This is a genomic window from Butyrivibrio sp. AE2032 (assembly GCF_000702965.1).
Map to the genome: position 1 here is coordinate 1 of NZ_JNLF01000005.1, position 12,650 is coordinate 12,650.

Consider the following 12,650-nt stretch of genomic DNA (forward strand, 5'->3'; position numbering starts at 1 on the left):
GGCCCTTGTAGATAAGGCCCTGATCCCACATCTGCTTTAATGCCCACCACTCGGACTCGATGTAGTTGTTGTCGTATGTAACATAAGGATGTTCCATATCAGCCCAGAAACCTACGCGGTCGCTCATGTGCTCCCACTGGTCCTTGTATGTCCAGACGGATTCCTTACACTTCTTGATGAAGGGTTCTACGCCGTAACCTTCGATCTGGGGCTTGCCGTTGATGCCCAGAGCCTTCTCGACTTCGAGCTCGACCGGAAGTCCGTGAGTATCCCAGCCTGCCTTGAAGACGATCGTCTCGCCCTTCATTGCGTGATATCTCGGGATAACGTCCTTAATGACTCTCGTCTTGATATGTCCGATATGAGGCTTTCCGTTAGCCGTCGGAGGGCCGTCATAAAGAGTAAAAGTCGGAGCACCGTCAGCCTTGGGCGCAATGCTCTTCTTGTAGATGTCGTTCTGCTTCCAGAATTCGAGAACCTGTTTCTCTCTGTCCACGAAATTAAGGTCTTTTGAAACTTTGTTGTACATAAACCGCTTCACCTTTATATATAATTTTGCAAGTTAAAATTATATATATTATGGGGCTTCAAAGTCAAGCAAACAGGCTCCACGGAAAAACTGACGGGACAGGCGCCTCAAACGCAATGTTTTCGCGCTTTACGGGGTGTTCGAAAGATAATCTGTAAGCATCGAGGGCAATATCTTTGCATCTTTTGTCCGCATGTCCGTACTTCTGATCACCGATCAGAGGGTATCCGGCATGTGCCATCTGGGCCCTTATCTGGTGGGATCTTCCCGTCCCGAGCTTTACTTCGGCCAGCGTGAGCCCGTCTTTTGAGCAGATCGCCTTATAATTAAGGTATGAACGCTTAAAACCCGGCTTCTCTGTATCGGATACGGTTACCGTATTGGTCTTTTCATCCTTGCAGATATAGTTTTCGAGCCTTCCCGAGCCTTCGAGAACACCGTCCACCACACATCTGTAGATCTTTTCGACCTTTCTGGACCTTATCTGCTCCGAAAGCCTTGATGCCGCTTTGCTGGTCCTTGCAAAGACCATGACTCCGGACACGGGCCTGTCGAGCCTGTGAACGAGTCCCAGATAAACTTCACCCGGTTTGGAATATTTCTCTTTGATATACGCCTTTAAGACCGTGAGCATGTCCGGAGCTCCGGTGCCATCCGACTGGGACAGCACGCCTGCCGGCTTTAAGGCCACGATTATATGATTATCCTCGTAAAGGACATTTACGCCGTACGGGAGTTCTACTTTGCCGTCCATCTTGCCGTCTGACCACAAGGAAGATATGCATCCATCTTCGATACGGGAAGCATCAGTTCATCCGCTTCCACCCTGCCGCCCGGGATCGCGAGCTTTAAGATCTGACCCGATGCCTGGGCAGTAATGCCTGTGGCATAGGAACTTGCGATAAAGAAAAGCGGATCATCCGAGATCAGTTCGGAACAGAGCTTGACCAGATCGTAGAAAGAGTCCTCGAGCTTCCACAGTTCTCCCGAAGGGCCTCTGCCGTATGAGGGCGGATCCATGATTATTCCGTCGTATCTGCGTCCTCTTCTTATCTCGCGCTCGACGAACTTTTTGCAGTCCTCAGCGATAAACCTGACATAACGGTCTTCGAGCCCGCTTTCTTTGATGTTCTCCTTCGCTCTTGCGATCATGCCCTTTGAAGCGTCGACATGGACGACCTCATCGGCACCGTGCGCGGCGCAGGCCAGGGTCTGGGCACCCGTATAAGCGAATAGATTAAGGACTTTGATATCCTTCTTCCCCGCTTTTTTCGCATTTTCTATGAGATTTCCGCAGAAATCCCAGTTTGAAGCCTGCTCGGGGAAAAGCCCCGTATGTTTGAAAGCCGTAGGTTCTATTATGAACGTCAGTTTCTTTCCAAGGGAATCGTAACTTATCTTCCATGTTGAGGGGAAATTCTTAAGCTTCGTCCAGGCACCTCCGCCCGTATTGCTCCTGTTGTAGAGCGCCGACGGCTTCTCGAGTTCGTCCATCGGTATCTCTTTGCCGTTCCTTATCACGGGCCAGACAGCCTGAGGATCGGGACGCCTTAAGGTTACATCGCCCCAGCGTTCATACTTTTCGCCTGCTCCGCAATAAAGGAGTTCATAATCTTTCCAGTTATCCGATATAAACATATCTCAGACCACCCCGATACTGTTAGTTACCGCCACGCGCCGTCCTTCGAAAAGGAGCTCGACATAATAGTCTCCGGGAGCAAACGTGCCCCAGCCCTCCATTCCGGCGCTGAAATCGGCTTCAGCGGTTACATTATCCTTCAAGACGACGTCTCTCGTAAGAAGAACCTCGCCGTCTTTATATAATCTTGCTTCAAAAATTGCATTAAGAGGAACCGAGAAATAGAATACACCCTTCATGGCAAACATGTCTTCAGTATCGAAGACCTGGTAATACACGGGATTATCCTCGGTCGGATCATACCAGATGCTGTAGACATATACGCTGCTAATATAGTCAAAGTCAGGATCAGTCATCACATATGTTTCGGAGGTGTAAGTTCCGGTCGGTTCCATCGTTTCATAGGTAGGTTCGGTACCACGGGAACCGTGCTCGGGCTTGCTCGGCTCGGAAGAACGGATCCTTCCTCCGTGCGTCTCCTCACTGCCGAGGATATCAATGGCCGAACACGAAGCGATACTTATAACCAACGGCAGAGTCAGCAGCGCCGCAGTTATCTTTTTTATCATCTGATGTGATATCCGATCCGCCATAGAACCTCTTATCTGAAAGATCCTTAGATTATATCAGGGATCGTCAGTCTATTACATCTCCGCTCGTCTCTTCGACAACGATGCATGCAGCAGTGAACACAATATGTTTCCTGCCGGCATCTCCATAGACCACGAGACCGTAGAATCCCGGCTTCATCTCCGCAGGAGTATAGTCGATGTCGTAGCAGGACTGATCGTCATAGACAGTAGGCTTGCAGGAAGCGCTGAAAACGGGTTCGGTCTCGTTCACATCCTTGAAATCGGATTTCTCGCTGTAATAGTAATCGTAGTAGAGCTCGTTGTCATTTGTGCTGCTGACAGCAAGAGAGAATCCGAGTGTTTTAGTGTTTGAAGCAAAAGCACTCTTGCCGACTGATGTGCCGTCGTAGTCCCACCAGCCTGTGTTAAAGACAAACGAATTTGCCATAAGGTCGCTGTCCTTTATGTCATAGACGAGATCGGTCAGGTAGTGCTCCTTCTTGTATTCCTCGAAAACTATCTCTTCTTTCTCGAGGATCTCATTAACGACTTCACAGTCGGATGTGCAGATCTGCTTTGAGTGCGCGTCAAAGACCATTACCGAATACTTGCCGTCAGTGATGAAACCGTCCTCGTTGAGGTCTCCTGCGCCTGCCATGTCAATCGAATAATCCAGCCTGATGCTGTTGTCTTCGATATCCATGATGTCAGATGTGTATATGACCTCGCCGCCCCTCGATACCGTGTAGTACACCCCGGGAATGAACCTGTATCTGGAAAGCTCGTTGTTGAAGTTTACGCGCAGTCCGATCTCTTTTACGTTCGTATAAACGCCTTTTGGAGCCAAAGCCCAATTTGAGTCAGTATAAAAATCCGAAAGGAGCCCAGGCATTATACCGTGGTTTATGGTGTTGTAAGCGTAAACGGCATCCACTGTATCTTTTGGATTCTTGATCCTGGCAAACTCACCGCTCAGGTCGACCGTGACATTTACTGTTATGTTTTTCGAAGATGACGAAGAAAGAGCCGTCTTGAACTCTTCAACGGAGGTTGCGGAAAGAGCCGCATCCGAACTGAAGTCGCCCTGTTTCCAGACGACATAAACGGTTGCGGTCTTAGTGTTCTTGTCATAGACGGGATCCTGAACGGAGAAATCCGTGGATTCTTTTATGGCAGCGGCGAAAGCGGCTTCTTCTTTGTTAAAGTCAGAAGGCGCGATAAGTTCGGACAGTTCCTCTTCCGTTATGGTTCCGTAGTCAAAATAAGAAGCGAGCTTTGAGATCTCTCCGGCATTTACGTCGGTACAGAAAGTCTCACAGAGGCTCTTTGCTTCCGGGCTCCTGTCACCTGAGCTGCATCCGCAAAGCACGGACATGACACAGCAGACAGCCAGGAACACAGTGAATATCTTTTTTGTATAACGCATCAATATTCCATTTCCTCACATTTAAGTGGCGCCTCTTTTGAAGGCGCCACCATTATTTCGACTTATTATATCAAACTTGTTCTTTATACAATCAGGCAGATTCTCATGAAACCTTGCAGAATCCGTAGAGTATGTTGGAGTTCGTCTCGGCATCCATTACGAACAGGAGATAGAAGCCTGACTGTGCCTCACCGTTTGTCGCATAATCGATATCGTAATAGTATCCGTTGTCATACTGGGTTACGGAGATTGTGTCAGTAAAGATCGGTGAACCTGAGAGTGCATCCGCGAGCTCATTCTCGTTTGCGGCATAGTAATAATAGTATGTGAGTTCCTTGTCGCACTCGGGAGTTACCTGGATGGAGAAAGCGATATACTGGACCGACTTGTCATAGAAGCAGCCGTCGGAAAGGCATCCGGCATCAACGTCATACTCGAACCAGTCTGCCTCGATGACATACTGCTTGAAGGACTTATCGTAATAATCGAAATAAACGCCCTCACCGCCTGTTGTCGTATTTCCGCCGCCGCCGTTTCCGCCGCCATTGCCGGAAGGAACGGTGATCTCGGTATGCTCAACGGTAACGATCTCGGTATCTACTACCTCACCGTCTGCGGTAAGCAGTTCGATGGTGTAAGTACCGTCTTCAAAGATGCTTCCGGTAAGGCCGACATCTCCGAGCTCGACACGGCAGGAAATGTTTGTGGACTTTCCAAAGAGCATGTTGTCGCTGACATAAGCAACCTGACCGTCCTTATAGAGCTTGAAATACAGATAAAACTCTTTGTCTGCATATTCAAGAGCTTCGGAAGCGAAGAAATAATCGTACTGGATAAAGTTGGTATCAACATACTTGCCGTCGGTTGTAAGCCAGAAATCACTGACGTTCTTATCGATCAGGCCGGCGATCTTCTCGGCTGAAAGCGAGAGATCTAACTCAACTTTCCTGTAATCGTAGAGCTTGAGGAATTTCTTGCTTCCGACATTGTCGGGCACCCATTCCTTGTCTTCCTTGACGAACTCGGCAGTAAAGGTGATCTCGTTGGTGTCACCTTTCTTTATTGCCTTTGTCAGCTCATCGATATCATTGAAATCCTCAGCAAGAACAGAAGAATAATCGACGATAGTGAAAACGATGTCAACGGAAGCGCTGTCCTTGTTTACCGTGCAAGACTCCTCATCGATCTCATATTCGATGGTGGACTCGACGGCCTTGAAGAAAGCCTTCTCGTCATCGGTTTTCTCATCATCGGAAAGGAGTTCGGTCAGAGACTGTGCCTCCTTGCTCTTCTTATCAAGACCGGTATTCTTGATGATCTTTCCTGCATTGCAGGTCAACATATCGGTTGCCAGAGAATCGGCAACTTCCAATACAGCCTTTTTGGCTCCGCCGTTATTAAGACATCCGGTAAAGCCCAACAGGACCGCACCTGTCAGAACAGCAGATACAGCCTTCTTAATGATATTTCTATTCACAAAATCATCCTCCCTTATTGAAGCAATTAATAAATTCTATATTTATTTACGACAAAACTCAATGAAAAAGCATAATATTATTTGATTTTCAGAAACGGTTTGCACTTTTGTCCTAAAGAATAATATAATATTCTCTATAAAATTGGGGGTATTGAAAATGTCAGTAGCACCTAACATCTTAATCTGCGACGACGATCCGGTCGTACACGAATCATTAGGCTTATATCTTGATAACGATAATTTCACGCACATAGATGCATACGACGGCAGAGAATCTCTTGAGATGGCCCAGGCTTCAAAGCCCGACCTTATACTCCTCGACGTCATGATGCCTGAGATGAGCGGCCTTGATGTATGCCGTGAACTCAGAAAGACTATGGCTACCCCTATAATCATGCTTACGGCCAAAGGAGAAGAGATTGACAAGATCGTAGGTCTTGAGCTCGGTGCGGACGACTATATCGTAAAGCCTTTCTCACCCCGCGAGGTTATCGCAAGGGTCAAGGCCGTTCTGCGCCGTTTCGGTGATGCTCCCAAGCCCTCTTCCGTCCTCACTTTTGACGGACTCGAGATCAACCTTAACAACTACGCCGTCAAGTCTAACGGCGAAGGCGTTCCCTGCACTCCGAAGGAAGTTGAGATCCTCTATCTCCTGGCTTCCCACCCGGGTCAGGTGTTCGGACGCGAACAGATACTGGAATCCGTATGGGGTGTCGACTATAACGGCGATTCAAGGACCGTCGATACCCACATCAAGAGGATCAGACAGAAGATAACTTACGATAATGCGCCCTGGTCGATCCAGACCATATACGGTATCGGTTACAAATTCGAGGTATCGTAAATGTTCCAAAGTACGCTTCTTAAGCGAACGATGACGCTCGTCGTACTTTCCCTTCTGGCTTCCGCCATACTTGCGACGATCGCATTCATTGTTGCGGGAAGAACCGCAACACTTGAGCTCGAAGTCGACAGCGCGATAAAGCAGGATGAGGAATTTAAGAATATCCTTGAGGAAAACCCCGATTATTTCGGGAGCGTCGACACCAGGCTTTTCTTTTTCGAGACGAGTTATGCCACCGGGCACGACTATTACCTTCTAAATGCTGACGGAAAAGCGGTCAATTACACACGCATCGAGAAGCGCAACCTTTCCGCGCAGGACACGTCCAACATAAGTTCCGTATTAAGATCCCTCAATTACCGTGACAAAGACGGTCTCGGCTATTCCATAATCGACCGTGACGGCATGGGAAATGCGGTTATCGACCGCGAGGACATGGGTTATGTCGTCGTCGACAACATGAAGATCAACAGCATGATAATAGTAGACCGTTTCACGGTAACTATCGACGGCAATCCGTACGATCTTTATTCCCTCTCCTATCTTGAGGGTTACAGCGATCTTGTCGGAAAATACCTCAACATTCTTCTTTTATCGACGCTCATGGCAGCAGCAGCGATGCTCGTACCCGCTTACGCTTTCGTCAGCCGAATGGTGCTTCCTTTGCAGGAGATCAATGAGATCGCGATGCAGTACGGTAAGGGAGACTTCAGTGCACGTGCCGATGAATCCCACAAAGGCGAGATCGGTGAGCTCGGTCAGTCTTTCAACTTCCTCGCAGACCGTCTGTCCAAATCCATCAATGACCTCACGGCAGAACGTAACCAGCTGCAGGATATCTTTGACGTGATCTCAGACGGTATCGTCGTTGTAGACAAGAATGCTGTTCCCGTTACGACAAACAAAGCCATTCATAAGCTCTTCGAGCGTGCTGATAAGAACAACCTGTTTACCGAGAGACTCCAGCTCATTCCTTTCGATGACGTATGGAAAGACTTTGAGGACTGTATCGCTACCGGCGAGACAAAGACCAGACAGATCGACAACAGGGACTATGCTTACCAGTGTACCATCATCCCTAAATACGATTCCAGCGACAACAGCACAATAATAGGCGCTACGGGCTTCTTCCGTGATATCTTTGAGGAACAGAAGAACGAGCGTTTCCGCCAGGATTACGTAGCGAACATCTCACACGAGCTGCGTACCCCGCTCCAGACTTTAAGAGGTCTCATCGAACCTCTCTCGGACGGCATGGTCAAGAAAGAGTCAGACCGTCAGCGTTACTATCAGATCATCCTGAACGAGACGATGAGACTTTCCAGACTCATCGACGACATGTTGGAGCTCTCCAAACTCCAGTCAAGGACTCTTGCGTTCAAGATGTTCCCTTTCAATCCGAACGACCTCATAAACAGCATCGAGATCAGGTTCAAACCCATCATGAAGGAAGCCGGCATCAGGTTCTCCGTACAGAACAATTACGGCGTGCTCCCTACCGTTATGGGTAACCCGGACCGCGTCGAGCAGATCCTGGTCATCCTCCTCGACAATGCCAAGAAATACACTCCGGCCGGCAAGAGCATCACGATCCTTACCGATTACATCGAGACGGAGAAAAAGGTTTACATATCGGTTGCCGACACAGGACAAGGCATACACGAGTATGACATCGGTCATATCTTTGACAGGTTCTTCAAGGCAGATCGTGCGCGCGGAAAGAAAGGCTCAGGCCTCGGTCTTTCCATCGCAAAGGAACTCCTTACTTACATGGGCGAGACGATCACCGTCAACAGCAAGTATGAGGAAGGCTCCACTTTCACCTTCACGCTGACAAAGGCAGAGGTTCCGGATGTCTGGGACTGATAACGAAGGCATAAGGCTTAACAAATACATAGCCTCATCAGGTATTTGCTCAAGGCGTGAAGCCGATACCCTAATCGAAAAAGGCAAGGTCACGATAAACGGCACAGTTGCCGTTCAGGGCAGCAAGGTCATGGACGGCGATGTCGTCGAAGTGTCCGGCCGCAGGATAAAACCCGAGGACTCAATGGTCTATATCGCATTCAACAAGCCTCTCGGTGTCACCTGCACCACGGATAACCGCGACCCTTCAAACATAATAGACTACATCGGTTTTAGCGAGCGCATCTTCCCCGTCGGACGTCTTGATAAGAACTCATCAGGCCTTATCCTCCTTACAAACGACGGCTCGATCGTTAATAAGCTTCTGCGTGCCGAGAACGGTCACGAGAAAGAATATCTCGTTACCGTAAACCGCCCGTATGACAAAGCTTTCATTAAATCCATGGAATCCGGCGTTCCCGTTCTGGGACAGCTGACTCTTCCCTGCAAGATCACTCCCGCCGGCGACAGGACATTCAAGATAATCCTTCATCAGGGCTTAAACCGTCAGATCCGCCGCATGTGTGAGTACCTTGGCTACAGAGTCACAAAACTCAAACGCATCCGCTTCATGAATATCCTTTTAGGCGATCTCGAGACCGGCAAATGGAGATACCTGACAGCCGGGGAAAAGAAAGAGCTGCTCAGCGGGATAGAGTAATAAGATCACTTTTTCCATCCAACATAATATCAGTCAACCATATACCTGCAGCGTTGGACTAAAATAAAAAACTGTCCCAAAATGCATGTACCGCATTTTGAGACAGTCTCAAATTTCAAATTATTATATAAGACTTATTCTTCTTCAGTCTTTTCTTCAGAAGACTCAGCGACTTCAGATTCAGCAGTTTCCTCAGCCTCTCTTGCAGCAGCTTCCTCAGCTTCTCTTGCTGCATACTCTTCTGCTCTTCTTGCAGCTTCGGCTTCCTCGTCAGCCTTCTTCTCGGCTCTGGTCTCTTCGATGAGAGCATCAAGATCGGTGGAACCTGCATCCTTGTCATCATCCTTCTCATAGTAGAACTTGACCTTATCCTTGCTGTTGCGGGCACCGTAAGCTTCAGCGATGGCGAAGCACTCGTCACGGAGCTGCTTGAAATCGTCTACTGACTCGAGGTCGGTCGACGATGTCTGATAGCATGCGTCCTCGAAAACATCGTCGAGTACAAGATAATATGTCTTATCCTTCTTGAAGTTCTTGTCGATGAGAGCTTCAGCCTGGTCAGGTGTTCCGTCTCTGCCGTCGAAGTTCTCGAAAGGAATGGCAATCTTGCTGTAACGGTATCTGAGTACGACATTCTTCTCGTTATAGTCAACTGCGACACGGTACTTTGCAATGAGGAATGACTGAGCAAATACAAGGATACTTATCAAAGCACTGAGACCGCCTACTACGAGCAATCCGATCTTGATGATGTTGTCGCTGACCTTGACGATTCCAACTGCTACGAGGAATGCTCCCAAAAGGCAGAAGACAACGGATAAGATCCTGTTGCGTGTGATCTTCGAAGGATTTGCCGGATAACAATGTACCCCCTCTTTAGGCAGCTTCTCGATCAGTTCTTTGTTTTCGAGTTCATTTGACATAAAAACCCCTCCTTAATTATTTACTCAAAACCTCTATTCTGTCAGAAAGATTAGCATACATCTCTTCATACTTCGCAAGCTTTGCCCTCTCCTGATCAACAACTGCAGCAGGAGCCTTGCTTACGAAAGACTCATTGGAGAGCTTGCCCTTGAGACGCTTGATCTCGCCTTCAAGACGTGTCTTCTCCTTATCAAGTCTCTCAAGCTCTTTGGCAATATCGATAAGGTCTTCCAGAGGAATATAGATCTCTCCGCCGCCGAATACTGCCTGTACTGCAGTTGACGGGATGCCTTCTTTATTAGTTCTTGTCTCAAGGCTGCTTACGGAAGCAAGTCTCTCAAGGAATCCCTCACCCTGAGTGAACATATCTGCGATCTTATCAGATGTTGTAACTACGATGATGTGAGCCTTACGTGAAGGAGCAACGTCCATATTCTTACGTACTGCACGGATGCCTCTGATAGCGTCGATCATGGTATTCATCATCTCTGCGTCTTCAGCACTTGAAAGGACCTTGTCTGCCTCAGGCCACTCGGAGATCATGATGGACTCTGCCTTATCGGCGATAACGAGATTCTGATATACCTCTTCAGTGATGAAAGGCATAAAAGGATGCAGGAGCTTCATGGCTTCGCTCAATACATAGTTGAGGAGATAGATGGCATTGTTCCTTGTCTTGCATTCCTTATCGTAAAGTCTGCTCTTTGTGATCTCGATATACCAGTCGCAGAAGTTGTCCCAGAGGAAGTCTACGATCTTGCTCAGGGCAACGCCGAACTCATAGTTATCGATGTTAACAGTCGCTTCAGAAATAAGATCATGGAGCTCAGTTAAGATCCACTTGTCTTCAGTTGTGAAGATGGACTCGTCAACCATGTCAGGTGTGAAATCGTCATCCGTGTTCATGACAACGAATCTCATGGCATTCCAGATCTTATTGGAAAGATTTCTGCCCATCAGGATCTTGTCTTCCTGGAATCTCTGGTCATTGCCCGGAGCGTTACCCGTAACAAGAGCAAATCTCAATGCGTCACAGCCGTTCTGCTCGATGATCTCGAGAGGATCGATGCCGTTGCCCAAAGACTTACTCATCTTACGTCCCTGAGAGTCTCTTACGAGACCGTGGATGAGAACATCGCGGAAAGGAACGTCATTCTTATGCGCGAGACCGGCAACGATCATCCTGGAAACCCAGAACGTAATGATGTCATAACCTGTAACGAGCGTATCCGTAGGATAGAACTTTGCAAGGTCTTCAGTCTCTTCAGGCCATCCGAGCGTGGAGAAAGGCCACAGTGCCGATGAGAACCATGTATCAAGAGTGTCGGGATCCTGTCTCATCTCCTTGCCGCACTTGGGACATGTGCAAGAAGATTCCTTTGTGACAACCAACTCACCGCAGTCGTCGCAGTAGAAAGCGGGGATCCTGTGACCCCACCAGAGCTGACGTGAGATGCACCAGTCTCTGATGTCTTCCATCCAGTTGAAGTAATTCTTTGAGAATCTCTCAGGTACGAACCTGATGGAACCGTTTCTGACTGCTTCGATAGCAGGCTTAGCGAGTTCTTCCATCTTTACGAACCACTGGAGTGAAACTCTGGGCTCAATCGTGGTACCGCATCTGTAGCATGTACCTACATTGTGCGAATAATCTTCGATCTCTGTTAAATATCCGCCCTCTTCGAGATCCTTAACGATAGCCTCACGCGCTTCGTATCTGTCCATTCCGGCGTACTTGGGATAATCTTCCGTGATCTTTGCATCAGCTGTAAGAACGGTGATAACCTCAAGTCCGTGACGCTGACCGACCTCAAAGTCGTTGGGATCGTGCGCAGGAGTGATCTTAACTGCACCTGTACCGAATTCGATGTCTACGTAATCATCGGCGATAACGGGAATCCTGCGACCTACGAGAGGCAGGATGAGCATCTTGCCGATAACATCCTTATAACGCTCGTCCTTGGGGTTAACTGCTACCGCAGTATCTCCGAGGAGAGTCTCAGGTCTTGTGGTTGCAAGATCGATATATCCGGAACCGTCCTCGAAAGGATATCTCAGATGCCAGAAGTGGCCTGCCTGATCGGCATAATCAACTTCCGCATTGGAGATGGATGTAAGGCAATGAGGACACCAATTGATGATCCTCTCGCCTCTGTAGATAAATCCCTGGTTATAGTACTTAACGAAAACTTCCTTAACTGCGTCAGAGCAGCCTTCATCCATTGTAAAACGCTCGTGTGACCAGTCGCATGAAGAACCGATCTTCTTAAGCTGCTCGACGATCCTGCCGCCGTACTGCTCTTTCCAGGCCCAGGCTCTTTCGAGGAACTTGTCACGGCCCAAGTCGTCCTTTGTAAGGCCTTCCTTACGCATGGTCTCAACGATCCTGGCCTCTGTGGCGATCGATGCGTGGTCGGTACCCGGAACCCAAAGGGTCTCATAGCCTGCCATTCTCTTATATCTTGTGAGGGTATCCTGAAGCGTGTTGTCCAGAGCGTGACCCATGTGGAGCTGACCCGTGATATTCGGCGGGGGCATAACGATAGAGAACTTCTTCCCCGTCTTGCCTGCCTTGGGCTTAAAATAGTTGCTGTTCATCCACTTGCTGTAAAGTCTGCTCTCCGCCTCATTCGGATCAAATGCTTTACTGATGTTGTCGATTCTTGCCATAAA

11 protein-coding genes are annotated in these 12,650 nt (G+C 48.4%); 3 read left to right on the forward strand and 8 right to left on the reverse strand.

Annotated features, from left to right (window positions below; translation table 11 throughout):
• The 6 genes from BO18_RS17790 to BO18_RS17815 form a co-directional block, all read right to left on the reverse strand.
• Positions 1-529: class I tRNA ligase family protein (locus BO18_RS17790; protein WP_034448764.1), on the reverse strand; the 529-nt coding region annotated here is incomplete at its 3' end.
• A 64-nt stretch (positions 530-593) separates the two neighbouring features.
• Entirely contained in the window at positions 594-1,283 is a 690-nt protein-coding gene (locus BO18_RS17795) for an RluA family pseudouridine synthase (protein ID WP_034448766.1), read from the reverse strand.
• Positions 1,268-2,167, reverse strand: coding sequence for a class I SAM-dependent methyltransferase (locus tag BO18_RS17800; protein WP_034448768.1), 900 nt, complete (start codon positions 2,165-2,167; stop codon positions 1,268-1,270). Before BO18_RS17800 ends, BO18_RS17795 begins: the two co-directional genes overlap by 16 nt.
• Positions 2,168-2,170: 3 nt before the next feature.
• Positions 2,171-2,761, reverse strand: coding sequence for a hypothetical protein (locus tag BO18_RS17805; RefSeq protein WP_034448769.1), 591 nt, complete (start codon positions 2,759-2,761; stop codon positions 2,171-2,173).
• A 43-nt stretch (positions 2,762-2,804) separates the two neighbouring features.
• Positions 2,805-4,166 (reverse strand): hypothetical protein, encoded by a 1,362-nt coding sequence (locus BO18_RS17810; RefSeq protein ID WP_034448770.1) that lies wholly within the window; start codon positions 4,164-4,166, stop codon positions 2,805-2,807.
• Between the two features lie 103 nt (positions 4,167-4,269).
• Positions 4,270-5,643, reverse strand: coding sequence for a hypothetical protein (locus BO18_RS17815; protein ID WP_034448772.1), 1,374 nt, complete (start codon positions 5,641-5,643; stop codon positions 4,270-4,272).
• A 157-nt stretch (positions 5,644-5,800) separates the two neighbouring features.
• On the opposite strand from BO18_RS17815, the gene BO18_RS17820 reads away from it, so the two are divergent.
• From BO18_RS17820 to BO18_RS17830, 3 genes are read left to right on the forward strand one after another with little or no spacing between them, the layout of a single operon-like run.
• The gene (locus BO18_RS17820) at positions 5,801-6,487 is read left to right on the forward strand and encodes a response regulator transcription factor (protein WP_034448773.1); all 687 of its coding nucleotides are present in this window, start codon (positions 5,801-5,803) and stop codon (positions 6,485-6,487) included.
• Positions 6,488-8,353 carry a HAMP domain-containing sensor histidine kinase gene (locus BO18_RS17825; protein ID WP_051688910.1) on the forward strand — a complete coding sequence of 622 codons (1,866 nt, stop codon included), beginning with the start codon at positions 6,488-6,490 and terminating at the stop codon, positions 8,351-8,353.
• Complete coding sequence (locus tag BO18_RS17830; protein ID WP_034448774.1) at positions 8,340-9,053, forward strand: pseudouridine synthase; 714 nt, start codon at positions 8,340-8,342, stop codon at positions 9,051-9,053. The genes BO18_RS17825 and BO18_RS17830 overlap by 14 nt, the downstream gene beginning before the upstream one ends.
• A gap of 134 nt (positions 9,054-9,187) precedes the next feature.
• Here BO18_RS17830 and BO18_RS17835 read toward each other — a convergent pair whose 3' ends face one another.
• Together BO18_RS17835 and BO18_RS17840 are read right to left on the reverse strand one after the other, a co-directional pair.
• Positions 9,188-9,976 carry a hypothetical protein gene (locus BO18_RS17835; RefSeq protein ID WP_034448776.1) on the reverse strand — a complete coding sequence of 263 codons (789 nt, stop codon included), beginning with the start codon at positions 9,974-9,976 and terminating at the stop codon, positions 9,188-9,190.
• A gap of 16 nt (positions 9,977-9,992) precedes the next feature.
• Positions 9,993-12,647 (reverse strand): valine--tRNA ligase, encoded by a 2,655-nt coding sequence (locus BO18_RS17840; protein WP_034448777.1) that lies wholly within the window; start codon positions 12,645-12,647, stop codon positions 9,993-9,995.
• Positions 12,648-12,650 lie beyond the last annotated feature (3 nt).

Bases quoted from the DNA above. Each gene is read 5' to 3' on its own strand.
- BO18_RS17795 (WP_034448766.1), bottom strand. From the start codon at position 1,283: ATGGACGGCAAAGTAGAACTCCCGTACGGCGTAAATGTCCTTTACGAG.
- BO18_RS17800 (WP_034448768.1), bottom strand. From the start codon at position 2,167: ATGTTTATATCGGATAACTGGAAAGATTATGAACTCCTTTATTGCGGA.
- BO18_RS17805 (WP_034448769.1), bottom strand. From the start codon at position 2,761: ATGGCGGATCGGATATCACATCAGATGATAAAAAAGATAACTGCGGCG.
- BO18_RS17810 (WP_034448770.1), bottom strand. From the start codon at position 4,166: ATGCGTTATACAAAAAAGATATTCACTGTGTTCCTGGCTGTCTGCTGT.
- BO18_RS17820 (WP_034448773.1), top strand. From the start codon at position 5,801: ATGTCAGTAGCACCTAACATCTTAATCTGCGACGACGATCCGGTCGTA.
- BO18_RS17825 (WP_051688910.1), top strand. From the start codon at position 6,488: ATGTTCCAAAGTACGCTTCTTAAGCGAACGATGACGCTCGTCGTACTT.
- BO18_RS17830 (WP_034448774.1), top strand. From the start codon at position 8,340: ATGTCTGGGACTGATAACGAAGGCATAAGGCTTAACAAATACATAGCC.
- BO18_RS17835 (WP_034448776.1), bottom strand. From the start codon at position 9,976: ATGTCAAATGAACTCGAAAACAAAGAACTGATCGAGAAGCTGCCTAAA.
- BO18_RS17840 (WP_034448777.1), bottom strand. From the start codon at position 12,647: ATGGCAAGAATCGACAACATCAGTAAAGCATTTGATCCGAATGAGGCG.